The sequence below is a fragment of the Photorhabdus laumondii subsp. laumondii genome, assembly GCF_003343245.1.
Classification (GTDB): Bacteria; Pseudomonadota; Gammaproteobacteria; order Enterobacterales; family Enterobacteriaceae; genus Photorhabdus; species Photorhabdus laumondii.
The window spans coordinates 3,436,371-3,460,783 of the sequence record NZ_CP024901.1; the positions used below are offsets into that span (position 1 = coordinate 3,436,371).

The following is a 24,413-nucleotide window of genomic DNA, read 5'->3' on the forward strand; positions in this document are numbered from 1 at the left end:
AAAACTGAATGATATTTGTCATATTTGGTTGAGAACATGACTGTGTATTTTTTGCCCCTGACTATCCGATCCTGAGTAACTCTCAATCGAGCATGTTCACATTGCAGAACAACATGATTTTTTCTTGTTCTTGAATGAAGATATCTGGCTTCTTCTATTGCTGTGGATATATCAGTGAAGATTGTCATCTCCTATCTCCCATATCTGAATATTAAGAGAACCACCAGCCACTCTTTCACTGCGGATGATACGCATGTCATCAATTCCTTTTGATGAGATGAAATGTCGGCCCCTGCTATGTCGCCAGTAAGTGTTATTTGATGGCGGCCACGGCAATTTTAAATTATATACATTCATACTGATGTCGCTCCCTTACTCATCATCAGAAATACAATCATTGCGGCCTTTAATGGATTCTTATCGTTAACTTCAATGCATGCATTATGATACTGACGTGCTGACCAAAAATCATTTACATAGACTAAGCTTATTTTATTCTTAACAATAATATTCCATGCATCAGACGGATTATTACAAAAATCAAAAGGTCCAATTTCCGAAAAATCAGATTCATCTTTAAATTTAACATCAGCTATTACTTGACGATGAAATATACGAAACACATGATTACGCTGTCGAATATTGATAATTTCTGCAAGGCTTTCTTTAGATTCCTGAATCAATACTAATTTATTAATTTCAAAATCTGACAATTCACTATATTTATTTTTCATTTCTATTTCTCCGTCTGTCCCGTCTTGATTTCAATAGCTCATGAACGTAATCAAACGTTTTAACTTCTGACTCTGTGATGTTTGCTGGGACATTTAACCACCCATTATTTATTCCTTTCTTTTCTTCTCAAAAGCAGCCGCAGCCGCGAGAAAATTAGACTCTATAAGCTGTTTTGCTTCTCTCTTCATTTCTCTGCCTAATCGCAATGCTCTTTTACCCTGCTTAAGCTGCCACAGCGCATAAAGATAAAATAGCCTTGCCGACGCTGACAGCCATATAAGCCCGCAAACAAATGTCGCTACAACGCCAGCAAACGCATAGAAATAGAGTATCCAGTCATTCATTATCTATCTTGCTCCTGTTTTAATTTCATATATTGTGAGTTATTTGGGATGGTCACTAAACAGCCAATATCAAAAGCCCATTTCTCAACTTGCGTCATGAAATAGAACATTTCACCCGTATCTAATTTTGACGTCTTTCTCAGAGTCCTGATGCGCTCTGTAAGCTGCGTAGTGAGATCAATAGCTTCTATGACCTCATAACCCAAAAATGTATGTTTAAGTGCTTCCTTAACATCCTCCGGCGTCAATTTAGCGTTATTTTTATTTAAATAACGACTTATTTCACCGCACCACATATGAAAAGTGTTATTTTGTGGAATTGAGCGAGTATCTTTCCACGGCTTAATAATAATTCGGTGCGGCTGTTTAGTTTCAAGTGTTTCTTTTAATATTTCCCAAGCTTGTGATTTATTTGATTCGTGAAAACAAAAATCAGCTTCCATTTATCCCCCATTATTTACTTTCTTATTCCATGCGATCTCTGATTCTTCTAGCGTTGGATATGATTGGCTTTCATTTTGACAGCGACGGCATTTGTGATAATGCCACCTGCCTTTACTTTCATCGTTATAATCACGCAGCACCCAGCAATTGATAGCTTTACCGCCACATTTACATGGTAGAAATGTTCTTTCTTCACTCATCGTTATTTACTCTCTTATTCCAGGCTTTGATTGCCATTTCATGCTGTCGACGGATATCATCATTAATAAACTGGGCTGTTTGTGCATCACAATTGAAGCATCTGACAATTGATGAACGATACGGACAGTCATCTTCATATTGCCGAAATACTCCAACATCTTTGCTACCGCAAAACGGGCATGGCTTAATTTCCTTCATATCAAAAATCCTTCATCTCTGTAACTGCTCTTGAAATACTTTGGCACCATTGATCAGCATATCGTTGAAATCCCCGGCTTCGGGCCAACGAATGCTGACAAGTTCCACATCATTGTTACTCAGAATATTTTTATTACCACACTCAAACGCCGCAGCAAGCCCTGTCCCGTTACTGTCCCTGTCTGCGAAAATAATTAAGTGTTTCACTCCCTTGGGAGCGCGGAACTTCCGTAAAAATCCGGCATTCAGAGTTGACCAGGTGTTGCAGCCGTATATCTGTTTGCATGACAATGCTGTTTCTATCCCTTCTGCTATCCCCAAAGTTGAAGAGACTGGAAACATGCGGATAGCAATGGAATTAGCAAAGTTCAGATAGTTATCTTCCTGCAATTTCAGCATCCGCTTATTACCGTCAAAATCCGCTTTTTTCTCTCCGTCTAGTACCGTTCTATGGAGATAACAGCCTGCCCCTTTATCATCCGTAGCAATTGACCAGATAGCCTGCTTATTCCCAAATGGCGTTTTTTCTTCCGTATTGAAACGAATATGGCCGGACGGTAATTCAAATATGCCGCGATTGAACAAGTAGTGTTGAGCGGCGGTATCGTTTAGCGGGGGTAGTGTTGAAAATTTACTGATGACTTTTACACGGATTGTTTGAGTTTCTGGCTGTTGCTGCTTATCATGACCTCGTTTGTAGTTGTAACTGTTTCCTATTAGTGAATCAATTTCTCTTGCTAATGTCTTGAAATCTTTTCCTTGGGTTAGTTCTAGCAGCTTCCACCCATCACCGGCACCGCAACTACATATCCACGATCCGGTACCGTCCTTGTCATCGCATCGGTATTTTCCTTTTCGCTTACATGCCGGACACTCTCCTGCATAATGTTTCTTTCCTGTAACATTGGGTAAATCGTAGTATTCAAAAATTTCAGGCCACCGCCCTCTCACTGCTTCCACTGTTCGCATTTTTCTGTTTCTCCTGCATCTTTGCCCACGCGATTTGTTTAGAACGAATGAAGTTGTAAACTTCCGGTGAGATTTCAATTAAGTGATCGCTTAAGCCGTGCGGCCAGACACCGAACTTTTTCTTGTATGTATGAGCGCACCAGCCATCGGAAATGGGTTTCCCCTGATTTTCCCGTTCACGCTGATAATATTTAATTTGTGACCACCAGCTTTGTTTCTCTTCCTTGCTGTAAATTCGCTCGTTCTTCCCTAATTTTTTCAGCCCGCGAGACTCATCAACATCAACGTTCTCACCAGCAAGCGGCTTGAAACCGCATTTCGGGCAAACATAGACGCCAGCCGGTTTCATGTAATGACAGCCATGGCATTCTTTCGGGATTTTCTCTTGTTTGACTTTCTCGCTAAAACTTGATGAAGATTTCATGCCATCATTTTTGGATGGCAACTTGTCATACTCAATTTCATCAGGGAAGCCGAGAAGATGGACGCTGCCACTGTGATCGAATATCAAGCATTTATCTTTGCCCTTCGCTGTTCTCAACCCTCGCCCAAGGCATTGCACCCATCTGATTTCTGATTTTGTAGGCCGGGCATAAATGATACAGCGCACGTCACTATCAAACCCGGCAACAAGTACACCGACATTGACGATGATTTTCGTCGCACCCTGTTCAAACCTGTTAATGATCAACTGCCGCTCATCATGTGGGGTTTCTGCTGTCATCACTTCGGTGTTAATACCAGACTTGTTAAACTCCATCGTGACATAGTTAGCGTGCTTAACATTCACACAAAAGCAGATTGTTGGCCGGTCCTCGCCGTTCTCCAGCCAGTTCCTGACGATATTGCCCACCAGCGTTGAATCGCCCATGATCTGGGCTAGTTGCTCCTCGTTATAGTCATTACCAAAAGCCGCTAAACTTGTTGTTTTCACGCCGGTCAAATCGGGCCTGTCGGGCGCATAGAACTCATATTTGCTCAGATCCCCAATGCTAATGAGTTCTTTCATCGTCGTTGGCTTAATCAACTTCTCGTAATATTTACCCATCCACGTCGCAAATGGCGTTCCTGATAAGCCAACAACTCGAATGTCGCTATCTCTGATAATTTCCAGTAACTTACGGCGCTTCATGTGGGCTTCATCAATGATCAGTAAGTCGATGTTGTCTGGAAACTCACGACGAATAAGCGTGTCAGCCGAAGCAATTTGAATTAGTCGATCTGGGTCATGTAGTGGATGATTTCGCCAAACGTAGCTGATTTGATCTGCTGGCAGTCCGTATTCAACGAACCGGGTCGCAGTCTGATCGAGAAGTACTGTGTACGGGGCTACGAACATCACTCTCATACCATGACTGACAAATCCGTCAGCAATAAACGCCGCTATTGCTGTTTTTCCAAAGCCTACACTGGCCGATAATAAAAACGTTCGATGTTTTTTCCAGTCATGACGAAGCATGTTAAGCGCGGTGACCTGCTTAACCTTCGGTGTTATATTTAACATATTGAATCCTTTGAAAGTCGGTTCGGGGTCGCTCGCCAAAGTTTCCGAATCGATTTTTATTGATGATTTCGCTATGTTTCCTCTTCAAACGTAGCGGGAACAGTGAATGAATCTGTAGCAGCGCTGGCAGGGTTCAATCTGTATTTCACATTTCTTGCCCGGTTTGATTCAGCAAAAAACAACGCGGTATCTCGTAACTCCCGCTTGCCTTTCCAGAACCCATCCGGGTTTATCTCGTAAACTTTGCTGTACCTGCTGCGTATCATCCCTGACTCTTTCAGGGTTTTTATCGATCTGTACACCGCACTTTTTGACAAGCCGGTTTGTGATATGAGCGTTGATACATCGACCATCAGCGCCCCTGTCTCTTTGTCCATGTCCTTGATCATTTTTAAATACAAAATTATTGTTGCGTTATCTCTCTCTTGTGCACATTTAGTAATAAAATCAATACCTTTGTCGTATGCCTGAATGAATATATGGCCTTTAGTGTCATGATTGGGTATAATTTCAACATCGTGTATTTTTGACTGCTTAGTCATCACTTCACCCGCCAAATTACTTATAACCCACTGTTTTTAAAGACTTTCCCATACTGTGGGACAAATTGTCCCATACTGTGGGAAAAACGCATTTTTAACCTATTGATTTTAAACATATTTTTAAGTCGTCCCTTCTATGATTCTATATGTCAGATTCTGTGACTCGATCCGCCGTTGACCTTGACCTTGTTTTCCGGGTTTTGGCCTTGTGCAAACCTCGACTTTCAGCACTTACCAGAAAAGAACCCTCCACGGTGTTTAAGCGGCTCCGGTATGGGCTGGTTTTGCTGGCTAGTGCCTGTTTTCAGCAGCTCAGTAGGGGTTGTTACATACCCCTGGCTGAAAGCAGCATATTTCCTGACAAATTCTCTTAACCGGATATTTGCATGACGCCGTGCGATGTTATCTTTCCGGTACGATACCGGCTCTTCATCCCAAGCCGCTTCATACACTTCTGAATAACGCACCGTGATTTTTCCGCGAGTGGACGGATCGAGCTGCAACAGCATTTCTCGAATCCATTTTTCATCATCACGAAAGAAATTCGCCGGCATCAAGACATTGACGTGATAGTCGAAACTGTCCATAATCACCTCGCTATGTTAGGGGAAATGAGAGCTCCCCTATTGACTTATATTTGATTAGCCTCATCTGCTGTAACAGACGGGGCGCTTTCTCTTAAGTGAGATAGCATCTCTTGCAACGCTTTAGCTATCTGTGCTGTTTCTTCTCCATGAATAACTACTTCCTGTACATTTGCATCAAAACCGATTGCAGCCAGCAACTTGGCGGCCTTAGCGACAAAGCCGGTCTGTTCTGTTTGCCACCTGCTTATTTGCGACTGATGCACGCCAACCGCATTTGCAACATGCTTAGGCCCGGTAATGACAATTCCCTTTCTTATTCGTGATTCGATTTCTTTAGTTTTGCGTTCCATTGCGATATTCATCTGTTAAATTTCCTTAAATAAAATAAAGTTAATAGCCCTAAAATTGGGCTACGCTCCCCGCTTAGTGAGGAATGCACCTTTCGGTGCTGAGATGTTAAAGAGCGGTCTTGTTGTTATACGAATTAGTTTGGATTTCCATATAACAGCCAAGATGGATCACACTTCAATACATTAGCGATCTCAAATATGAAACGAGGACGTTTAGTGATACCAGCTTCTATCAATTGTATAGATTGCTGCGTCATCCCTACCCTTCCTGCCAAATCAGATTGTGTCATGTTCATCTCTGAACGTTTCCGTTTGAGTCGCTCTGATAATGTTTCCATACTACCTCCTTGACAAAATTTCTTGTATTAAAATACAAATTAGATTGTTTGTCAAATACAGGTTTTCTTGTGAGAATTAAGGTGGGGGTGTAAATGAGGTAATGAATACATGACGATCGCAGAGCGAGTAAAAACTAGACGAATTGAGATGGGCTTAACTCAAACTGAGCTGGCTGATTTGATCGGAACAAAACAACAGTCAATAGAACAACTAGAAAAGGGGAAAACAAAAAGACCGCGTTTTCTCCCTGAGCTTGCTGTCGCCTTACAATGTTCTGTAAGTTATCTACTTTACGGTACGGAAGATAAAAAAGAAGAAATAGAATACGCCGGAAAGCCTAAAAACGGATTAGTTAGAGTAATTGGAGAAGCTGTTCTCGGTATTGACGGTGCCGTAGACATGGTTGAATTCCATGCTGGATGGTTACGCATTTGTAGTACTGATCATGATGCATATGGATTAAAAGTTAAGGGAGATAGCATGTGGCCCCGCATACAGTCTGGTGAATTTGTTGTTATTGAACCAAACACTCCGGTGCATCCCGGTGATGAAGTTTTTGTTAGAACAAATAATGGTCATAACATGATAAAAATTATGAACATAACACGAAATGGTGATTATCAGTTTTCAAGTATAAACAGCGATCATCGACCAATAACAATCCCTAAGAATAATGTAATAATGATTCATTATGTATCGGCTATTATAAAAAATACGCGTTACATTGATGACGACGAAATTAGCTAAGGTGAACAATCTGGCTAAATTTATTTATTATCAATATCTTATATTTAGTTGCAGGAGAATTAATGTCTTCAATGTATGAGAATTTTGAATTCATTACCGCTGAAATATTGAGTGAGTATTTTGATTCAAAAGGAGTTATCCCTCATTGTAGTCTTTGTGATAGCGTACATTTTACTGTTCCTCAAGTTGGGATGACAGGTGCTGTATCTTGTAGTATGGGTATCGGGCCGTATGCTAATGTATTTAAAGCAGAAAGCATATATCACAAAAATACGGATAGTTATTACATTTCAATTATTTGTAAAAAATGTGGGAATGTAATGATGATAGATACATCACAAGTTCTTGATTGGGTAAAACAAAAATATCCTGCTATCATGGAGAAAGATAGTAATGACTAAACAAGATAATGTGATTCCAATAAAAGGCGATTTGCCATTTAAGACTGGCGGCGGTGGAGGTGGAGATATGTTGGAGGCCCGTGTAGCAAGGCTTGAGTCCGATGTTGAGCATATCAAAAAATCTATAGACGAGATTAAATTAGATTTCAGGGACGCTAAAAAAGATATATCTGCAACCACTAAAAAGCTAGCAGAAATCGAGCCTTCGTTGCTGGGGAAGATTCAAGCTACTGAATTATCATTAAGTAATAAAGTTAAATCTGTTGAATTATCGTTATCTGAAAAAATCAGCACTGTAGACAAACGAATAGACGGCACTAAAGTTTGGTTTCTAAGTATACTGGTGTTCTCAATTGCCATGCCCATCATCATGTTTTTACTTAATCTATACCTTAAAAAATAATCTCTCCAACCTATTACACCATCTCACAACTAGCCACCTTCGGGTGGTTTTTTGTGCCCTCCTCTCAAAATCCAATCAAAATTCACCCACTTAGAAAATTTTTTTAATTTTAATTCTCATAAAAAACAACAAAATACAAACATAACTACAAAACTAACAAACTTTCTTGTTTACAGGCATACAATGTTTCTTGTATTATTCATTCCATCAAAGGCACACAGCGAACAGGCAAGGAAAGCCCACGAAGTAGCCGCCCGAGGCACACGAATATCGGGATGATTCGCAAGTGCTAGAAACAGACGCAACGAACAACAGAGGATAGTCACGATGAACACATACAACAACGCAACAATGTACGTAGATAAATTTACAGGCAAGCAATATCTGGTACAGAACGGCTACAGCGGCAGAGTTACTCAATATGCAGCAAACGTAAAAGTGTGGTTTGACTGGTCTTGCGCGGCAGGCGGGAAATTAGGCACTACAGTTTTCAAAAGCCGCAAAGATCTGAACAACTGGTTACGCATGATGGGATTTAAGAAGTAATGCATATAGCCCCGCGAGGGGCCTTAAATACCAGTCTTCTCTCTTATAGAGGGCTGATATTTAGGAAAAGTAACTAACAAGGAAGTTTCGCTCTTTAACAGACAGCGCTGAAAAGCGCACATTTTCAACCAGTCGGTTTCTGACTGCGCTGTACAAACAGTGTAACCAGAAATCAACAGGAGAAAATCTATGAAATGCTACGCATATAACAATGCTGCTAAGCGTCGTCGTGACAGTAGACAGGCATTAACCGAAGCATATAACAATGCTCACGGCATTAATCCTGATGAAGAAGTTAAGCCAGTTCGTCCGCTTCTTACAATTAAGCGCACTGCAATGAATCGAGTTGATAAAGCTCTTTCAGTAAGAGAAACTAAAGTTTATGACTCTTTAGACAATTGCGTATTACCAAATGTGCATCTTTATTCTGTTAATGTTAAAAGTAGTAAAAACATTACAGTGAGAGCAAGGTAAAGATATGGTTGAAATTAAATACATAAAGTCTGGAGAGAAACCTGGGAAAAACTCCAGAGCTAGATGCAAAGCCAGAAGGAAACAGCGTCGAATGGCTATTGCCATAGAAAAACAGAAAGAAAAAGAACTTGAGAAAAAGATAAAAGAAATAATTTCTGGTTGTGATAACAAAATTCTAAAAGCAATAGAGTTACCCAATCCTAATTATCGTGATGAAACCGAAATTCATCAAAAAGCTGATGCAATGCATAAAGTAGTTAACCACGCGCACCAGCGAAATCCCAAAAAGAAATGGTAAGCATTCTCTAAATGACCTCGAAAATTCGGGGTTTTTTATTGCCAATTGGCTAATTCCAGCTCATTTATAGTGGGCTGTGGTGAGTTAATAAATAAAGGTGATTGTCATGAGAACTCAAATATTTTTCCACAAATATAATTTAGGTAGTTTTGGTTTATCTAATGATGAAATCCTGCGTTTTGAAAAATATGCTATAAACTATATTGAATCAATGGAAAAAGAAATAGATGTTATTTGTTTGCCTTATCCCACTTTATTTTATGAGCATGTAACGTGCTCGATATCTAAAAATCTCAGAGAATATATTTTTAAAAAATTTAAATTTGAATCAATTACTAATACATATAATCGATCAATAAAAAAACATGAATTTAAATCTCATTACAGTGATTATAGACAAAAAAGGAATGAGCGACAAAAAGGAAGACTTATAATAGCATTTGAATTACACATGGAACATATTAAAAATAAAGAAATATATATATTGTGTGACAAAATATTCATGTCTAATTTAAAACATAATAATATTTCAAATAAATCTATTTCAGATAAAGTTAGATTTTACAAAAAAGACCCGAAATTATATAAAAGAATATATAAAATATCACCTATAGTAATTTTACCGTATAGTAATTAATATTTCGCCACACCGGGAAAATAGGGAAATGTCGGCAGGGAAGCCAATTATCAATTAAACCTATGAGGATTAAACAATGAACACAATCACATCACAAGAAGTTCAAGATATATTCACTGATAATGGCTTATATATCTCTTTTTCAGAATCTGAATCCACTGCCGCACATGCAAATAAAAACGCCGCCGCCAATCTTTGGGGAATAGATAGCGCTAAGCAGTGGGTTGAATTTTGGATTGAAAGCGAACGTCAATAAAGACGAATTAGAGGATTAAAAATGAAATCAAAGATGAAATTTGCAACTGAGTGTAAAGCTGAACAATCTCGCTATTTATCAGAAGCTAAAATTTATCGTCGCGGCTCTGAAATGCGAAAGATGTATGTTTCTCTCGCGTGGAGAAATAGAAATAACGCGCGGCAATGGATTAATTTTTAACTAATGGGCAGGGATGCTAATTATTAACGGAAAAATTAATGAGTAAATTAAACAGTGAAGAAAAAATCTGGCTTAATAAATTGCAAAAAATTTTAGATGAATGTCCGTCGGAAAGACTTGGATTTTATACAATTGGAGATAATGACTTATCTGTTTATGATTTAACAAAGACTAAAGAGATAAATGAACTTCATCATAAAACTAATCGTGACTACCCGGCCTGTATTGAAGAATCCGGGGCTGAATTTAACTATTATTTGACTTTTCCGGCAAAAGTAGAGGGTGTCGCTGGGTAATTAAAATAACACTTAATGAGGATTAAACAATGTCAGAAAATAAAAAACACGTGCACGCTGAGTTAATGTTGCAGTATGCACAAGATGCTTTGAGAACAGATAAGCCTTGGGAGTTGTGGGAAGCGTATTGGCCTTATAGTACTGGTGGAAAGTGGATAGGTTTTACTAACAATCCGGGATGGTATGAAAACGTAAAATATCGCCGCAAGCCAGAAGTTATTACAGTCGGTAACGTTAGTTTTCCGAAGCCTGTTGATTATGAATTAGATTATGGAGTTGGTTATTTTTATCCTAACCTACACTCAAGAGGTGGAGATAGACATTGTGAACATTTCTGGAGTGGCAATGAGATAGATTGTTCACTGTTAAAAATAGGTTTTATTCATCTTACAAAAGAAGCTGCTCAGCAGCATTGTGATGCACTAATTAAAATAAGCAAGGGTGAGTTCTAATATATATGGAGCAGTGAAGCCAGCGGAGGGCACGGAGATATATCATGGAGATAACAGAGGTAATGAAATATGTCAGATAAAAATGAACTGGTTGTTATTGATATAAAACCAGAGCAAGCGCCGGCTCTTTATATCTCAAATGGGCTTGACGGATTTTTAAATAAAATTCGAGAATCAGTAAATGAAGTTCCAGACACAACAACAAAAAAAGGCCGTGACAGAATCGCATCATTAGCTGCACAGGTTTCACGTAGCAAAACAGCAATAGAAAAACCGGGTCGCGAATATCTTAAGCGACTCAAAGAAGCCGTGAGACCGGCAGAGCAAGAAATTAAGCGCTTTGTTGATGCATGCAATGAGCTACGCGATGAAGTTCGCAAGCCATTAACTGACTGGGAAGCTGAGCAGGAGCACATTAAGCGCGAAGAGAAGGCACGTAAGGCAGCGGCGGAACTGGCAAAACAAGTTGAAGTCGATCATGAAATTGCTCTGTTAATGAATGAAAAATTTGATAGAGATTTTGCAGAGAAAAAAGCCGAACTGGAACGCCAGCGTGTTGCTTACGAGGAAGAAATTAAGCAACAGGCAGCGGAGCAGGCTCGTATCGATGCCGAGCGCAAAGCTTCGGCTGAAATCGAAGCCGCAGAGCAACGTGAAGCCGAAGCAAAAGCAGCGGCAGAGCGTGCAGAACGTGAAAAACTGGAGGCGCTAAAACGCGCTGAGCTTGAAAAACAAGCTGCAATTGAAGCAGAACGTCGTAAAGCAGCAACAGATGAGCACGCTCGTTTGGCTGAAATTCAGCATCAGAAAGATGAGGAAAAGCGGCGTCGGGCTGACATTGATCATCGTAAACGTATTAATAATGAGTCTCTGCAAGAGTTAATCAAAACTGGAATATCGGAAGAATGTGCAATGAATTGCATTAAAGCTATAGCGTCCGGCAAAACATCTCACTTAAAAATCATCTATTAATTATGAAAATAAACAAACATATTTTTAGCTTAGCTCAGTCTAAAGCTAGAATTGCACGTAATATAGATAGCCAAATAATATGGAATATTGCAATGCAATATCTAAGGTTAGCATATGAAGATAGTTAAAGAGTGGCTCTTCGCTATGTTATTTCCCGCCTGTTTAGTTCTGTTCACAACGTTAATTTTAATTTTCCTGAGGTAATTATGTTTAAGATTTATTGTGATTCTTTTAAAGTGAATCTTATTAATAACAGAAATGAAATCGAGATAAATGGAAGTGTTATTATACAAGGGAGCTCAGAAGAAGTACTCAATTCAACAAACTCTTGCTTTAATGAAATAAAGGAATATTTTGAGCAAAAGGGTTATAAAATCGAGGCTTTGTGAAATGAACCCATATGCAGTTTATGATGAGATTGAAGAAAAGAGGTTGGAAGATGAGCACTACAGGGAAATTATATTAGAGCAACAAGGCATGGATGCCGAAATTATTTATAACAAGCTTCCTGAGCTTGCTGGAATTTTTTCAATCGAAACTAACAAACTCTTTGGCGAATTACTCACGGAGAACGATGAAGCCGCAGAGCTCGTTAATTCTCTTTTGTATGAACTAAGCTTAATGAAAGTAAAAATGGAGGATATATGAGCACAGCAGTACAAAAAGTTTATGAAATCATCAACCCGCTCAAGACTGAATTTGAGCAAATTTGTAGTGAGCCGGGCATAGTATTTAAACGTGAGTCTGAATTTGCTATGCAGATATTCGCAAATAATGATTTTTTAGCCACAACTGCATTAAATAATCCGGTTTCAGCGCGTAGCGCAGTAATGAACATTGCAGCAATTGGCATTAGTCTAAACCCTGCGCAAAAGCTGGCTTATCTAGTGCCACGAAACAAAAGCGTGTGTCTTGATATCAGTTACATGGGTTTGATGCACATCGCTCAACAATCGGGTGCTATTAAGTGGTGTCAATCCGCTGTTGTTCGAAAAAATGACATATTCAAGCGCACATCTATTGATACTGCGCCAATTCACGAATACAACGAATTCGACACAGCGCAATCGAGGGGGGACATTGTCGGCGCGTATACAGTAATCAAAACGGATGACTGTGATTACATTACTCACACAATGAGAGCATCAGCTATATTTGATATCAGAGATAGATCATCGGCATGGATAGCATATAAAACAAAAGGGAAATCGTGTCCGTGGGTCACGGACGAGGAACAAATGATTTTAAAAACCGTAGTCAAGCAGGCGGCTAAGTATTGGCCTCGCAGGGAGCGATTAGATAAAGCCATTGACTATGTAAACACAGAGGCGGGTGAAGGAATTGATTTTAGCAAAGGTCAAAACTCTTACATTGACGTAACTCCCGCAGCAGATAGCACAATCGAAAGTATAACAAACTTACTTACAACAATGAATAAAACTTGGGACGATGATTTACTTCCACTTTGTTCAAAGATATTCAGACGACAAATATTATCACCCGCCGAATTAACAGAGTCGGAGGCAATTAAAGCATCTGATTTTTTAAGGAAAAAGGCATCATAAATGATCAGCAATGAACTCATTCTCAGCAAAACAGGGGTTGATTTGCTCACAGTCGAACAGGGAAGTCATGATTGGCAGCGGTTAAGATTGGGAGTAATAACGGCATCGGAAGCCGGAAAAGTGATATCAAAACCGCGTAGTGGTACAAAATGGACAGACATGAAGCTGACATATTTCTATACACTTCTGGGCGAAGTGTGCACAGGTAGTACGCCGGAAGTAAATGCAAAAACATTAGCGTGGGGAAAAAATTACGAAGAATCAGCAAGAGCAACTTTTGAATTTGTAGCTGATGTAAATGTAACGGAAACTTCAATTCTATTTAAAGATGAATCGCTCAGAACCGCATGCTCACCAGATGGTATTTGTAGTGACGGACTTGGGCTTGAACTTAAATGTCCTTTTACTACTGCTGTATTTATGAAATTCCGCTTGGGTGGTTTTGATGCTATTAAATCTGAATATATGGCTCAAGTTCAATATTCGATGTGGGTCACAGGTAAAAATGAATGGTACTTTGCTAATTATGACCCGCGTATGACTCGTGAAGGGATTCATTACGTTGTTGTTGAGCGTGACAACGAATATATGAGTCAGTTTAATGATATGGTTCCCGATTTCATAGAAAAAATGGACGAATCATTAAATGAAATCGGCTTCAAATTTGGCGATCAATGGAAATGAAACACAATCATGATGATATCCAAGTTGGGAGGGTTTATTGTCCATATTCCACATTTCACAGCGGCTGGTTAACTCCAGGAGGGAAAATAACCAAGAATCCATTTACAGCATATAATGCCGCTGAGGAGAAAAATAATTATCTTAAGTCTCTTGAAGATGAGTTAAATAAAAATAAGGATGATTATATGTACGGTGAGAAATTTAACGGCGATCCGTGCCCACAGGGGCACACGCTAAGATATGTATCCAATGGTAGCTGTACTGAATGCCAAAAACATAAAGATAAAAAGAGAAAAAAGGAAAAAAGAGAGAGTAAAAATAAAGTCTATCTCGACGATTTTACTCATAGCGTATTTATTATCGGGAATCCCGAAAGATGTAAAAATCAATCAGTTTAAGTGAGGTGATTTATGGCTGTGAAGTTAGAAATTTTTATCTCGTTTAATGAAGACTTAAATAAGCATCATGTTGAATATTCCACTGCATTTACTTCATGTAGTACGCATGAAGAGCGACAGATTCTTGCGGAGTTGAGAACTAAATTATTGTCTGAGATGGATAATCAATATGTAGGAAATTATATTAATTAAACAGAGGGGTTTTATATGAAAAGAACGCCCTGGAATCCAGATACGCGAGCCATTCAGCGGGTTAAAGACCCGCTACCAATTCCCGTGAGATGTCATTATTGCTTCGGCCACGTAACAATAGCCCATCATGAAAAAGTATTCGGCAAAATCCACAGTAAATGGCCGTGGCTATATATTTGCACTGAGTGTAAAGCATATGTCGGTCTACACCCATACACTGATATTCCACTCGGCACACTGGCAGATTACCCGACACGGATAGCTCGGATGAGTGGCAAACGAGAGTTTGAAGAAATGCGAGAGAAATGGAATTTAGAACGCACGGATGCATATCAATTGCTAGCACGGAAGCTAGGAATTAACTTTAGGAAATGTCACTTCGGCTGGTTCGATATTGACACTTGTTATAGAGCTAAAGAAATTTGCGAAAATATGATTATTAAAAAGAGGTAATTATCATGACTAAAAATACAGAAACTTTAATATCTGCATGTCACGAATTAGCAAGAGTAGCAAGCTGTGACGATTATTTAATTCTGAATGAGATTGCTGACAAATTGAAATTTCTTCGTAAAGAACGTGATAGCTATAAAGAAATGTTTTATGACTCTTGTAAGGGTCTTGCTGCGATAGCTAATGCTGCGGGTATTAAAGCGGAAGATGATTCAGGTTCGCCCGGCCAAGTAATAGAGAAAATTGAGTCAATGCTTAATATTGACTGGAATTTTTCAAATCAACCAAAAATTAATATTGGAGAAGAGAAAAAATATTGGGCTTATGTTAAAAAAAGTGTTAAAAAAGATTATTATCTTTTTAACGAAGAAACAAATAAATGCGAACTTGTTTGTGACCCTGTTAAACATCATTTTTATGTTACTACTTTAATTTATGTTAATAAACCAACTCCAACAGGAAAACATGAATATCAGTGGAATGACGATTTGCCTGACTGGGCGATATCAGACGATGAATATGACTGGATAAATTTTGTAGGTTGGGCTATACAATATTCGCATCCTGATTATTGCAATTGGATTGATTCATTGGAGAAAAACGAAGAGGTTATTGCTTGGGCAGAATTTATTCATCCATCCGCGCCGGAGATAAGTCAATGATAATTAGTCCCGGAGATGTTGTTAAATGTTATAATGATATCAATACTACAGAATATAAATTCAGTGCAGGAAAAAATTATGAAATAGTGGACTTCTATGGTTGTCTCGGTCTTGAAGATGACGAGGGGTTATTTATTCCTATTAATGAATTAGATATTGAATATGAAAGCGATGAATGACTATCTATGCCATCACTTCTATTTCATCTGGAAACGAATGTTCAAGCGATACATGATAAATACTCTCGTGTACCGCGGAGCTAGTTTACCAGAAGCAAAAGAAGCCGCAGCATGTGAGATTGAATCATATTCTAGAAAAGATGAATATTGGAAATACATTCATCCTCACGATGCCGCTAAAGAATCATTATCTTATTGGAGTGATTAATTATGGAAATAAGATTAGATAAATATGTCATCACATCAGATGAGCATCAGTTCATTCTTAATGAGATTAAAATAAACAAGGGAGGTAAAAACATCGGTAAAGAGAGGTTGCAAACAATCGGCTATTATCCACGACTGGAGCAATTAATTAAGAAATTAATTTTATTAGAAATTCGTCGCGATGATATTAAATCACTGCAAGATATAAGTGATAGAATAAATCAAGTTGCAACAGAAATTTCATTGAAAATAAAGTAGTTCAATCTTAAATCACTATGTGAGATTTAGTTTGATGAAATATGAACTTATTTATGCCGACCCTCCGTGGCAGTATAATAATGCATCTTCACGCGGTGCAGCGAATAATCACTATAAGACAACATCTTTCTTCGATTTAACTAAACTCCCCATCCATTCTATAGCCGCCGACAACTCAGTTCTTGCAATGTGGTATACGGGTAATTTTGCAATGGAAGCAATTAAACTGGCCGAGGCGTGGGGCTTTAAAGTTAAAACAATGAAGCTCTTCACGTGGGTGAAATTAAATAAATTGACTGGTGATCGGATAGATAAAAACGGAGTTCAAGATTTCTTTGATTTCATGGAGATATTAAACAAAGAAACGGTGATCGGGATGGGTAACTACACGCGAGCAAATACAGAGGATGCATTGCTCGCAGTTCGCGGAAATGGAATTGAACGGATTAGTGCGGCAGTGAAGCAAGTGGTTTTCTCTTGTGTCGGAGAGCATTCAGAAAAGCCGTGGGAGGTCAGAAACAGACTTGAACAACTATATGGAAATGTCCCACGCATCGAATTATTTGCAAGAAGAAAAATTCACGGATGGCATGCATGGGGAAATGAGTCCCCAATTAATAATATTGAATTTATACAGGAAATAAAATCACATGAAATTAATTAGCTTAATAAAGCCGATCAAAGTTAACTACTTCGGCATCGAATTATCAGTTCCATTCTGGACTAAATTTATAGCAACAGAAAGCAAAGGAATTGTATTGGCATGGAACAAAAGGCCATCTCAAATTAACGACAACTGGTTCTCTGAATTACCATCATCTCAATATGAAATTGTAGCTCTTGTTACTTTAGATGGAACTGACTGGAAAGAAACTCTCGTTGAAATATGAGTGTAATTAGAGGAGGCTTGATTATGTTAACTTACTCAATGAAAGATTTTAAATACACGCTTGATGATTGGTATTTTGATAATTCACCCAGAATGACAATAGCTTGTTTAAATTGTGGGTTATTCTTTATTAAAATATCAGCAATTAAAAGTAATAATTCACTGATAAATAATTGGTTTTCAATATGCATAACTGATCAGGATGGATTCAATGAAATTGAATTTGACATTACAGAAGCTAACATTGAAAGAGTACAGAAAATCATTGATGTCGCCGAAAAATGTAGGCTATTAAATAATGAGTTAACTGATTTAATATGTGATTAAAAATGAAAATAATTGATTTGAAATTTAATCCAGATGAATGACCAAATATACGAAAACGGACGTCGCAAAATAGCAAGGGAATGCTTACGCGAGCTAACAGCTCTTAACAAATACGACGATAAATCAGTCACAGCAATACTCGATAAATATACACCCAAGTTTAAATTAATTATGTCTGAGCATCAGATGAAGTTCAGCGCTAAATCAGTGCTGTCTTATTATGTGAGAAATATAAGGAAAGAAATATGAAAATGAGAATAGATTTAGGTAAATATGTTATTACACATAGTGCAGGCCAATTCGATTTAAATATAAAGCGGACATTAAAAACAGGTGAAAATGAGGAGCAAGAGCAATTAATATCAATTGCATACTTTTATACACTCTATGAGTTAGTTAATAAAATAATAATACTTGATTTAAATCATGATGACATAGAAACATTACAGCAGTTAAGTAACAAAATTGAGAATATATCAAGAGATATAGCAAGAAAATTAAGGGAAATTAGACACTACGAAATTAACAAGCCCGCTGATTAAGGTCGAATTATGATTAACAATGCTAAATTAATGAAAGCTAGCGCATGGGGAAAACGTGAGTTTGAAGAAAACTCGGTTCCAGACAACAGAACCATCAAACATTGGATAGAGATAGGTAAATTAAAGGGAAAAATTATTGATGGCTCAGTGTGGGTTAATTCATCAGAAAGGTGGGGGGTTGAGTCTTCTATTTCTTCTTGTGTTAGTCAATTAATCAGGGATTCATAAAATGGCATCAAGACCAAGAAAAAAGGAATTTAGGCACTTACCTGATTTTCTTTATTACGATAAATCTGTTAATGAGTACAGATTGACCCTCGTTAATGGAAAAAGGAAGTGCGTTGGTAGCGACAAGGCTGTCGCTATTGCCATAGCGAGAGAATATAACAATATAATGAGGCCGGAGTCATCTGTATCTGTCAGTTCGCTAGTTAAAGAATCAGGTGGAAAATACGGAGAATCCCTTCCGTTTCATCATCATATTGATAACCTTTTTTCCCGTATTATTAAAGATGAAAATCCGTCTGACAACACTCTTGCGGATTGGCGAAATGATATAGAACGAATGAAGACGTTTTTTACTGATACACTAGCATGTGATATATCACTTGAACACGTTAATAATTATATCAAACATTATCATAACGATGCGTCAGCAAACGTCCAAAATAGGAAGGTCTCTTTCTTAAAAAAAGTATTCAGCTACGCAATGGATGAATCATTAATGCTCGACAATCCAGCCGAGCGCAAGAAAATGAAGCGTACTGATAAAAAGAAACGTCGCAGGCTTTCATTTGATGATTTCATGCTTATACGTAATGCCGCTGAACCGTGGTTACGAACAGCAATGGATCTTGCATTGCAAACCACTCAAGCACGGTTAGAAGTTTCCCGTATCAGATACAACATCAAATCACCGAAGGAAGGTGTTTGCGGCTGTGTATGGTATACGGAGCCAAAAAACGGCATTCATGGTATGCTTTATATTCACAGGCAAAAAGTCCAGCATAAAGAAGCATCACACATTGCGATCCCAATTGGTTCAACGATAAAAGCTATCATCGATGCCAGCCGGGATAATATCGCAAGCCCATACGTTGTTCATCGAGTACCAGAACGTTTACCAACTAAAATAAGCAAAGAAGTTAATCATCCCACTCAAATTGCTCCCGATTATTTAAGTAGGGCATTTTCTTCCTTGAGGGATAAAGTTGGCGTGGCGTCATGTCTCCCACTTGATGAAAGGCCAACATTTCACGAAATTCGGGCGTTGGCTGCTCATATATTTAAAGAACAGGGTATAGATCCACAAGCTCGGATGGCACACAGTGACGCTAAATCAACAAAAATTTATACTCAAAACCATGTCGATTGGGTCGAGGTTCCACACGCAGAAATAGCTATCTGATAAGTGGAAAAATTCGACTTAACTTATTGATGCATATAATGCAGATTTTGCAGATTCTGCACTGTTTGTATTTACAGTCAAAACCCTCCAAACCCGCATCACACAAGGCTTTTAGCTAGATAATGCTGTCGTCATGGGGTGTCGGGGGTCGGAGGTTCAAATCCTCTCATGCCGACCAAATTTCCCCAGAAAAACCAACCTGTTAGGGTTGGTTTTTTTATGGCTGGGATTTAGCTGGTGTAAAACTCCGCTTGCCCAACTTCATTCATTTGGGCATCTGCGGCCACTTAATATCAGACGCTTGTAAAATATCTACACAAGTGAGTAATACTCTGTATTTTTTCCAATCCAACAAAGCGGCTTTTTCTGCTTCGGTAGCCATTTTAAGGTCAACCAAGTCTTGCAGCAATGAGAGCGTTTCATTTGTGACCTCGTCTTTAAGATACAAAAAAGCCGCAATTAAGCAGCTAGGATTGGTAGGATAAAACTTAGATTTACTTATTCTGATGAGTTTTCAGCGTGCACTTGTTCAGCGCTAACCATGCCCTTGCATAATGAATGAAACTCTTTGGTACTGATACCAGCTTGTTTCGCCATTGATTTTATCAAGTCTCTGGAAAACGGCGCATGGTGTTTATCGACAGTGACTAGCCATTAACCGCCCTCAGTTTTCTTGACCCATTGCTCATGAGAAGTCCCCCTTTTAGGTTTCATCTCAAAACCAAGAGCAGTAAGCCCTTTAATGACTTCGGCGTATTTCAACGGCGTTAATTTCTTAAAAAACATAACACCACCCTACATCAAGCGGGTTCACACTGTTCATTAAAAACTTTAGCTAGGCCACTGTCTTTTCTGTTCATGAAAATTCGAAAGGCAATTCGCCAATATTTAAACCACATAGATAGCGGTGCTTTTCGGCTTAACATCTGTTTTTCGTACTGAGGTTCTGATTTCACCTCACTGAGGTAATCTTCAATCTGGGCTTCGAGTTTATTTACTGCTTCATCTATATTGTCACCCTGTGCAGCCAAAGAAAGATCCAAACAGGCAGCTACATACATCCCATCTTGACGATAAGCCATGCAACGTAATCTCATTTCTCTTCTCCTCTGTATCGGGCAACTAGATCTATACAGACCGTATAGAAATGAGTGTAATACGTTTAATATTGACTAAGCAAGTTCAGAATGTAATCCATCCCTGGCTTAGGGTTAGAACGGTAGATTTCCAAATCTTAAGCTGTTTAATACTCGCCGGACTATGTTCATGTTTCGTGGATATTCATGTGACATTGAATAATATTTACCTTCAAGCCTATGTTCCGCAGCTCTCAGAATGGGATAAACATCAGATATTGAACTAATCATCTCGACAGCATCTCGCCATAACCAGCAAAGACTACACAGCTCATCATCAGTGAATTGTTGTTTATATTGTTTAATTTCGAGTGCTGGTAACTCGGCTTTACCAATAGATTCATCTTCGGGCACAAGCTTATGAACATACTCGATAGCTTCAGTGATTTTATCCATTGGCAGTTGATCAATATGAGATATATTAAAACGTTGATGGATGAAACTGTATGCTTCTGAACACATCATCCCACGTTTACCAACAAGCATATTTACAGCATCACGTAATAGAGTGTGTTCATCAGTTATGATTTTAGGAGAGTGATAATTCCCTACTTTCCTAATTGATGGCAAAACTTCATTTGTGACCCACTTACGGAAACGGTGAGGAATAGAGCCTTGCTTAATTGCATCACGACAACGAAGTACTAAGGTATACATTCCGGATTCGCTGACAACATTAATATCATCCTGATGCCCTATATTAAACATAGACCGCTCATCATCATCCAATCTTTCAATAGCTTGCGTGATATTTTGAATTTCTAGAGCAGAGCAAACATCGTGAGCAACAAACCACGGCTCACCATCTTTATTGATAACGCGGATTTCATGAGATCCGAATTTGAATATAGTGAAATTACTTTCAGCTTTAATTTTAGCTAATGCATTCATATGGCCACCTCGCTACTCAAGAATTTTGATATTTTCAGTCAAAAAAACTTGCTCACAACACGCTCTGAATCATCATCTTTAGCAACAGCTATGATTTTATGTTCGAGTAAACCTTGTTAAAGTTTATCTTGATAACCAACTCAATTCTTTTTACCCAATCGATGATAGCTCCACGTTTTAGATAACAGTGTGTCTGCTTACTATTATTAATAATGGCCCACATGGTAAGGCAAAAAAAGAGACTGAATAAAAGTCACATGCGGGCTTTATTAAATAATATTGTTCAGCAAAACACCTCGTTGTTACTTCCAAACTATTTAGCCGCTTCAATTCGTTGAGTTTCAAGCATTATCGGTGTGTGGTGATGTCCAGTAACCGCGTACATAATGGTTCCGGTTACTTTCACGCGGTGTCCGATAAGGCTTCGATACACTGTATAAAATTCCTCCTGAACCACCAGTTGCATCAGACTACGATCCCCCCATTCTGGTGCACCCTTGGCACATTTTATCGTCTTATCCGGTTGCAGCACCCAATAAGTTTCAGGGCTATCCCCGTTTTCCACGCTTTCATAATTTGGCGGGCCGGGATAGGTGATCCTTAATAAGGTGCCATCAAGCGTAATTTTTTGTCTTTCTTTATAGCAGTTCTCTGTTGTTTTAATCGCAGCAATTTTTTTGTACATTTCAGATGACCGTTTATACCCAAGAAACTTCAAGATGCAGTTTTTAGCACCTGAAAATGGTCGTTAATTCTAGACATCAGCGAGTCCGCTATATCCGGTAGCGTTGTGGTGAAAAATTTGAAGACGTTGTCTCGAAATTCATGTTTATCCGCGAAATAACGGTTATTTCGAACCTGTTCATTCATGACCTTCCATAATCGTTCTATCGGGTTTAAATTTGGACTATAGGGAGGAAGGTAATGTAACTCAATATTGCTAACATAAGCCCACTCCTTCACAAGATGAGCTTTGTTGTAACCCGCTCCATCCACAATAAGGTGAATTTTTTGATGATAGTCAGGATAAGACTTTCTTATTTCATTGAAAAAACAGCAAATGTTGTAGTCGTTGATGGTCTGATATTCCTGGAACACCGTACGACCAATGGCATTCAGGTTGAGGGCACCCAATATATTCAGGCGAGTCCGGCTTCCTGTTGTTTTGACGGTTTTTTTCTCGCCTTTTCGCATCCAGCCATAACTGAGTTTGGTGCCTTGAGTCGGGTGAACAGCATCAAGAAAAAGGATGGGTTCGTCTTTCGCTGTGACTTTAAGATTCTCATAATATTCAATAAATTGTCGCTGTTTTTCTGCGTCGAATTTATGAGGGACGCCACAAGGTTTTTTATAAGAAAAACCCTGACGGTGTAGCCATTTATTCATGCCGGGAATGCTAAAGGTAATATTCCAGAGCTGAGCAACATAGGCCACGATTTCATGGGTGTGATGGAAAAGATGTTGAGATAAGTGATTGATTAAAAAATCAGTTTGTTCTCGGGAAAGCAAACTATCAGACCCTCCATTATCAGATTTAAGTTTACCTTGATTAAGGTAATCACTGATATGGCGGTCAACGGTGGTCTGATGGAGTCGCAATGCCTGGGCTATCATCACAGAACTCCACCCTTCAGAAGCCAGAAGGATCGCTTTTATTCTGTCTCGTACCTGACCATCACGAGTGGTGTCGTGAAGACGTTCAAGTTTGATTTTTTGTTCTGATGTAATAAATATTTTCATAGCGAGGATAATGATCTCCATTTCGGATAAAATCAAGCATCTTCAATGATTACGGGTATATACCAATCTTGAAGGCATTCAACTACCACGCATTTCTCGCGAAGTTCCCAATTCTGTTTTACCAGCGCCTTAAAGTCTACATTGTTGCCTGTAGCCAATTTGGCCTGAAGGTAATTTATATATAGGTTGTCGTCAGCTTGGGATAATGCAGGGGTCGAACAGATTAACTTTTCAGCCTTACTGGTGGCTTTTGCGCAATCAAAGCTCGCGCCGAATGATAGGAATGACATACTACACAGTATTAATGCCAAAAAACCTATTAGTGTTTTCATACACTACTCCTATTGGTGATTTTTCAACATCATTTTAAATACATTAAAGTTAAAATTACAACCTATATTTTTTTCTAACTTACAATCCTCGCCTCAGAAAACTAATGGTATTCATTAACCATGACAACCACCATAAAACTACATTAAAAAATCCGACTCCTGTTGAGGATAAAACTCGGACGTTAATAGCCGATTATTAACAAAAACCATTATCATTATAAGAATGGCCTGTTTATTCAGGCCACTGTCATTATTTTGGTTGCTCCGGCCATTCAATATCAGGAGCCTGTGAAATATCAATTCTGTTCAGCATTACTCTATACTTCTTCCATACCAACAGAGCCGCCTCCTCTTCTTGAGTCGCAATCCCTAAATCAACAGCATCTTGTAATGGTGCTATTTGCTGGCTAGACTCTACAATAAATTGTTGTTTTTTACTTTCAACATACTGCTGCAATTCTTCTTTTGTTGGTGGTGAAATATCGGCCCATTCCGGTAAACCATTTTGACCTGCTATACGATATTTTCCTTCCGGTGCATTATTCGCGGCGTATTCTTGATAAATATCAAGACTAACCTCAATAACATCATCTGGCAATGAACCAGAAGCAATATAATTCTGTTCCAATTCTATTGGATAAAATCCGTTTGTTTTGGCACTATAATAATACATTC

Annotated in this window: 46 protein-coding genes and 1 pseudogene; 27 read left to right on the forward strand and 20 right to left on the reverse strand. The window is 38.6% G+C overall.

Annotated features, from left to right (window positions below; genetic code table 11):
* Positions 1-171 precede the first annotated feature (171 nt).
* The 12 genes from PluTT01m_RS14990 to PluTT01m_RS15045 all read right to left on the reverse strand — a co-directional run bounded on the left by PluTT01m_RS14990 (position 172) and on the right by PluTT01m_RS15045 (position 6,212).
* Positions 172-357, reverse strand: coding sequence for a RusA family crossover junction endodeoxyribonuclease (locus PluTT01m_RS14990; protein ID WP_041380134.1), 186 nt, complete (start codon positions 355-357; stop codon positions 172-174).
* Positions 354-734, reverse strand: coding sequence for a DUF2591 domain-containing protein (locus tag PluTT01m_RS14995; RefSeq protein WP_011147132.1), 381 nt, complete (start codon positions 732-734; stop codon positions 354-356). The genes PluTT01m_RS14990 and PluTT01m_RS14995 overlap by 4 nt, the downstream gene beginning before the upstream one ends.
* 108 nt (positions 735-842) lie before the next feature.
* Positions 843-1,079 (reverse strand): hypothetical protein, encoded by a 237-nt coding sequence (locus PluTT01m_RS15000; protein ID WP_011147133.1) that lies wholly within the window; start codon positions 1,077-1,079, stop codon positions 843-845.
* Positions 1,079-1,522 carry a YbcN family protein gene (locus PluTT01m_RS15005; protein WP_011147134.1) on the reverse strand — a complete coding sequence of 148 codons (444 nt, stop codon included), beginning with the start codon at positions 1,520-1,522 and terminating at the stop codon, positions 1,079-1,081. The genes PluTT01m_RS15000 and PluTT01m_RS15005 overlap by 1 nt, the downstream gene beginning before the upstream one ends.
* Entirely contained in the window at positions 1,523-1,723 is a 201-nt protein-coding gene (locus PluTT01m_RS26685) for a hypothetical protein (RefSeq protein ID WP_036841554.1), read from the reverse strand.
* Positions 1,716-1,922, reverse strand: a complete 207-nt coding sequence (locus tag PluTT01m_RS15015; RefSeq protein WP_036841551.1) for a Lar family restriction alleviation protein — start codon at positions 1,920-1,922, stop codon at positions 1,716-1,718. The genes PluTT01m_RS26685 and PluTT01m_RS15015 overlap by 8 nt, the downstream gene beginning before the upstream one ends.
* A 12-nt stretch (positions 1,923-1,934) precedes the next feature.
* Entirely contained in the window at positions 1,935-2,891 is a 957-nt protein-coding gene (locus PluTT01m_RS15020; RefSeq protein WP_011147136.1) for a primase-helicase zinc-binding domain-containing protein, read from the reverse strand.
* Positions 2,854-4,395, reverse strand: coding sequence for a DEAD/DEAH box helicase (locus PluTT01m_RS15025; RefSeq protein ID WP_011147137.1), 1,542 nt, complete (start codon positions 4,393-4,395; stop codon positions 2,854-2,856). Before PluTT01m_RS15025 ends, PluTT01m_RS15020 begins: the two co-directional genes overlap by 38 nt.
* Before the next feature lie 71 nt (positions 4,396-4,466).
* Positions 4,467-4,937, reverse strand: coding sequence for a helix-turn-helix domain-containing protein (locus PluTT01m_RS15030; protein ID WP_036841548.1), 471 nt, complete (start codon positions 4,935-4,937; stop codon positions 4,467-4,469).
* Positions 4,938-5,161: 224 nt separating this feature from the next.
* Entirely contained in the window at positions 5,162-5,524 is a 363-nt protein-coding gene (locus PluTT01m_RS15035) for a hypothetical protein (protein WP_011147139.1), read from the reverse strand.
* Between the two features lie 44 nt (positions 5,525-5,568).
* Complete coding sequence (locus tag PluTT01m_RS15040) at positions 5,569-5,886, reverse strand: CII family transcriptional regulator (protein ID WP_011147140.1); 318 nt, start codon at positions 5,884-5,886, stop codon at positions 5,569-5,571.
* A 122-nt stretch (positions 5,887-6,008) separates the two neighbouring features.
* Positions 6,009-6,212, reverse strand: coding sequence for a helix-turn-helix domain-containing protein (locus PluTT01m_RS15045; protein ID WP_011147141.1), 204 nt, complete (start codon positions 6,210-6,212; stop codon positions 6,009-6,011).
* 109 nt (positions 6,213-6,321) lie between these two features.
* Here PluTT01m_RS15045 and PluTT01m_RS15050 point away from each other — a divergent pair, with 109 nt between their 5' ends.
* From PluTT01m_RS15050 to PluTT01m_RS27585, 27 genes and pseudogenes are all read left to right on the forward strand, one after another.
* A complete protein-coding gene (locus tag PluTT01m_RS15050) occupies positions 6,322-6,960 on the forward strand; it encodes an XRE family transcriptional regulator (protein ID WP_011147142.1) in 639 nt (212 codons plus the stop codon).
* Between the two features lie 62 nt (positions 6,961-7,022).
* Positions 7,023-7,361 (forward strand): hypothetical protein, encoded by a 339-nt coding sequence (locus tag PluTT01m_RS15055; protein ID WP_011147143.1) that lies wholly within the window; start codon positions 7,023-7,025, stop codon positions 7,359-7,361.
* On the forward strand, positions 7,354-7,764 hold the full coding sequence (locus PluTT01m_RS15060) for a hypothetical protein (RefSeq protein WP_011147144.1): 411 nt from the start codon (positions 7,354-7,356) through the stop codon (positions 7,762-7,764). The genes PluTT01m_RS15055 and PluTT01m_RS15060 overlap by 8 nt, the downstream gene beginning before the upstream one ends.
* A gap of 327 nt (positions 7,765-8,091) precedes the next feature.
* Positions 8,092-8,310 carry a hypothetical protein gene (locus tag PluTT01m_RS15065; RefSeq protein ID WP_011147146.1) on the forward strand — a complete coding sequence of 73 codons (219 nt, stop codon included), beginning with the start codon at positions 8,092-8,094 and terminating at the stop codon, positions 8,308-8,310.
* 189 nt (positions 8,311-8,499) lie between these two features.
* On the forward strand, positions 8,500-8,784 hold the full coding sequence (locus PluTT01m_RS15070) for a transcriptional antitermination N peptide (protein WP_011147147.1): 285 nt from the start codon (positions 8,500-8,502) through the stop codon (positions 8,782-8,784).
* Between the two features lie 4 nt (positions 8,785-8,788).
* A complete protein-coding gene (locus tag PluTT01m_RS27580; RefSeq protein WP_011147148.1) occupies positions 8,789-9,082 on the forward strand; it encodes a hypothetical protein in 294 nt (97 codons plus the stop codon).
* Positions 9,083-9,188: 106 nt separating this feature from the next.
* On the forward strand, positions 9,189-9,719 hold the full coding sequence (locus PluTT01m_RS15080) for a hypothetical protein (protein WP_011147149.1): 531 nt from the start codon (positions 9,189-9,191) through the stop codon (positions 9,717-9,719).
* A 76-nt stretch (positions 9,720-9,795) separates the two neighbouring features.
* On the forward strand, positions 9,796-9,975 hold the full coding sequence (locus PluTT01m_RS15085; RefSeq protein ID WP_011147150.1) for a hypothetical protein: 180 nt from the start codon (positions 9,796-9,798) through the stop codon (positions 9,973-9,975).
* A 218-nt stretch (positions 9,976-10,193) separates the two neighbouring features.
* The gene (locus PluTT01m_RS15090) at positions 10,194-10,451 is read left to right on the forward strand and encodes a hypothetical protein (RefSeq protein WP_011147151.1); all 258 of its coding nucleotides are present in this window, start codon (positions 10,194-10,196) and stop codon (positions 10,449-10,451) included.
* A 29-nt stretch (positions 10,452-10,480) separates the two neighbouring features.
* Positions 10,481-10,903: a hypothetical protein gene (locus tag PluTT01m_RS15095; RefSeq protein WP_011147152.1), complete on the forward strand. Its 423-nt coding sequence runs from the start codon at positions 10,481-10,483 to the stop codon at positions 10,901-10,903.
* Between the two features lie 69 nt (positions 10,904-10,972).
* Positions 10,973-11,875 (forward strand): coiled-coil domain-containing protein, encoded by a 903-nt coding sequence (locus tag PluTT01m_RS15100; protein ID WP_011147153.1) that lies wholly within the window; start codon positions 10,973-10,975, stop codon positions 11,873-11,875.
* Positions 11,876-12,265: 390 nt separating this feature from the next.
* Positions 12,266-12,523: a hypothetical protein gene (locus tag PluTT01m_RS15110; protein WP_011147154.1), complete on the forward strand. Its 258-nt coding sequence runs from the start codon at positions 12,266-12,268 to the stop codon at positions 12,521-12,523.
* A complete protein-coding gene (locus PluTT01m_RS15115) occupies positions 12,520-13,440 on the forward strand; it encodes a recombinase RecT (RefSeq protein ID WP_011147155.1) in 921 nt (306 codons plus the stop codon). Before PluTT01m_RS15110 ends, PluTT01m_RS15115 begins: the two co-directional genes overlap by 4 nt.
* Positions 13,441-14,124 (forward strand): YqaJ viral recombinase family protein, encoded by a 684-nt coding sequence (locus PluTT01m_RS15120; RefSeq protein WP_011147156.1) that lies wholly within the window; start codon positions 13,441-13,443, stop codon positions 14,122-14,124.
* Positions 14,121-14,522: a DUF1317 family protein gene (locus PluTT01m_RS15125; RefSeq protein WP_082303152.1), complete on the forward strand. Its 402-nt coding sequence runs from the start codon at positions 14,121-14,123 to the stop codon at positions 14,520-14,522. The genes PluTT01m_RS15120 and PluTT01m_RS15125 overlap by 4 nt, the downstream gene beginning before the upstream one ends.
* 207 nt (positions 14,523-14,729) lie before the next feature.
* Positions 14,730-15,167 carry a zinc-finger-containing protein gene (locus tag PluTT01m_RS15135; RefSeq protein WP_011147159.1) on the forward strand — a complete coding sequence of 146 codons (438 nt, stop codon included), beginning with the start codon at positions 14,730-14,732 and terminating at the stop codon, positions 15,165-15,167.
* Between the two features lie 5 nt (positions 15,168-15,172).
* Complete coding sequence (locus PluTT01m_RS15140; RefSeq protein WP_011147160.1) at positions 15,173-15,829, forward strand: hypothetical protein; 657 nt, start codon at positions 15,173-15,175, stop codon at positions 15,827-15,829.
* Positions 15,826-16,008, forward strand: coding sequence for a hypothetical protein (locus PluTT01m_RS15145; RefSeq protein ID WP_041380137.1), 183 nt, complete (start codon positions 15,826-15,828; stop codon positions 16,006-16,008). Before PluTT01m_RS15140 ends, PluTT01m_RS15145 begins: the two co-directional genes overlap by 4 nt.
* The gene (locus PluTT01m_RS26690) at positions 15,992-16,216 is read left to right on the forward strand and encodes a hypothetical protein (RefSeq protein ID WP_041380138.1); all 225 of its coding nucleotides are present in this window, start codon (positions 15,992-15,994) and stop codon (positions 16,214-16,216) included. The genes PluTT01m_RS15145 and PluTT01m_RS26690 overlap by 17 nt, the downstream gene beginning before the upstream one ends.
* A gap of 2 nt (positions 16,217-16,218) precedes the next feature.
* Positions 16,219-16,473, forward strand: a complete 255-nt coding sequence (locus PluTT01m_RS15155) for a DUF5405 family protein (protein WP_041380139.1) — start codon at positions 16,219-16,221, stop codon at positions 16,471-16,473.
* Between the two features lie 34 nt (positions 16,474-16,507).
* On the forward strand, positions 16,508-17,137 hold the full coding sequence (locus tag PluTT01m_RS15160) for an MT-A70 family methyltransferase (protein WP_041380141.1): 630 nt from the start codon (positions 16,508-16,510) through the stop codon (positions 17,135-17,137).
* On the forward strand, positions 17,124-17,363 hold the full coding sequence (locus tag PluTT01m_RS15165; protein WP_011147163.1) for a hypothetical protein: 240 nt from the start codon (positions 17,124-17,126) through the stop codon (positions 17,361-17,363). Before PluTT01m_RS15160 ends, PluTT01m_RS15165 begins: the two co-directional genes overlap by 14 nt.
* 23 nt (positions 17,364-17,386) lie before the next feature.
* Entirely contained in the window at positions 17,387-17,689 is a 303-nt protein-coding gene (locus PluTT01m_RS15170) for a hypothetical protein (protein WP_040154027.1), read from the forward strand.
* Positions 17,690-17,934: 245 nt separating this feature from the next.
* Positions 17,935-18,231, forward strand: coding sequence for a hypothetical protein (locus PluTT01m_RS15180; RefSeq protein ID WP_011147165.1), 297 nt, complete (start codon positions 17,935-17,937; stop codon positions 18,229-18,231).
* 9 nt (positions 18,232-18,240) lie between these two features.
* On the forward strand, positions 18,241-18,459 hold the full coding sequence (locus PluTT01m_RS15185) for a hypothetical protein (protein WP_011147166.1): 219 nt from the start codon (positions 18,241-18,243) through the stop codon (positions 18,457-18,459).
* Position 18,460: 1 nt separating this feature from the next.
* On the forward strand, positions 18,461-19,639 hold the full coding sequence (locus PluTT01m_RS15190; protein ID WP_011147167.1) for a tyrosine-type recombinase/integrase: 1,179 nt from the start codon (positions 18,461-18,463) through the stop codon (positions 19,637-19,639).
* A gap of 133 nt (positions 19,640-19,772) precedes the next feature.
* Positions 19,773-19,871: pseudogene (locus PluTT01m_RS27585) on the forward strand (hypothetical protein); the annotation flags it as partial.
* A gap of 33 nt (positions 19,872-19,904) precedes the next feature.
* Here the strand turns inward: PluTT01m_RS27585 and PluTT01m_RS27920 are convergent.
* The 8 genes from PluTT01m_RS27920 to PluTT01m_RS15230 all read right to left on the reverse strand — a co-directional run bounded on the left by PluTT01m_RS27920 (position 19,905) and on the right by PluTT01m_RS15230 (position 24,411).
* Positions 19,905-20,087 (reverse strand): tail fiber assembly protein, encoded by a 183-nt coding sequence (locus PluTT01m_RS27920; protein ID WP_011147168.1) that lies wholly within the window; start codon positions 20,085-20,087, stop codon positions 19,905-19,907.
* 206 nt (positions 20,088-20,293) lie between these two features.
* The gene (locus PluTT01m_RS27925) at positions 20,294-20,425 is read right to left on the reverse strand and encodes a type II toxin-antitoxin system HicA family toxin (protein WP_011147170.1); all 132 of its coding nucleotides are present in this window, start codon (positions 20,423-20,425) and stop codon (positions 20,294-20,296) included.
* 14 nt (positions 20,426-20,439) lie between these two features.
* Positions 20,440-20,736: a type II toxin-antitoxin system HicB family antitoxin gene (locus PluTT01m_RS15205; RefSeq protein ID WP_011147171.1), complete on the reverse strand. Its 297-nt coding sequence runs from the start codon at positions 20,734-20,736 to the stop codon at positions 20,440-20,442.
* Positions 20,737-20,850: 114 nt separating this feature from the next.
* Positions 20,851-21,666: a BRO family protein gene (locus tag PluTT01m_RS15210; protein ID WP_011147172.1), complete on the reverse strand. Its 816-nt coding sequence runs from the start codon at positions 21,664-21,666 to the stop codon at positions 20,851-20,853.
* Positions 21,667-21,979: 313 nt separating this feature from the next.
* Positions 21,980-22,351 carry a DUF4431 domain-containing protein gene (locus tag PluTT01m_RS15215; RefSeq protein WP_082303128.1) on the reverse strand — a complete coding sequence of 124 codons (372 nt, stop codon included), beginning with the start codon at positions 22,349-22,351 and terminating at the stop codon, positions 21,980-21,982.
* Positions 22,352-22,380: 29 nt separating this feature from the next.
* Positions 22,381-23,406, reverse strand: coding sequence for an IS630-like element ISPlu3 family transposase (locus PluTT01m_RS15220; RefSeq protein WP_011146066.1), 1,026 nt, complete (start codon positions 23,404-23,406; stop codon positions 22,381-22,383).
* A gap of 32 nt (positions 23,407-23,438) precedes the next feature.
* Positions 23,439-23,738 (reverse strand): lysozyme inhibitor LprI family protein, encoded by a 300-nt coding sequence (locus PluTT01m_RS15225; RefSeq protein WP_011147174.1) that lies wholly within the window; start codon positions 23,736-23,738, stop codon positions 23,439-23,441.
* A 250-nt stretch (positions 23,739-23,988) separates the two neighbouring features.
* Entirely contained in the window at positions 23,989-24,411 is a 423-nt protein-coding gene (locus tag PluTT01m_RS15230) for a tail fiber assembly protein (RefSeq protein WP_011147175.1), read from the reverse strand.
* Positions 24,412-24,413 lie beyond the last annotated feature (2 nt).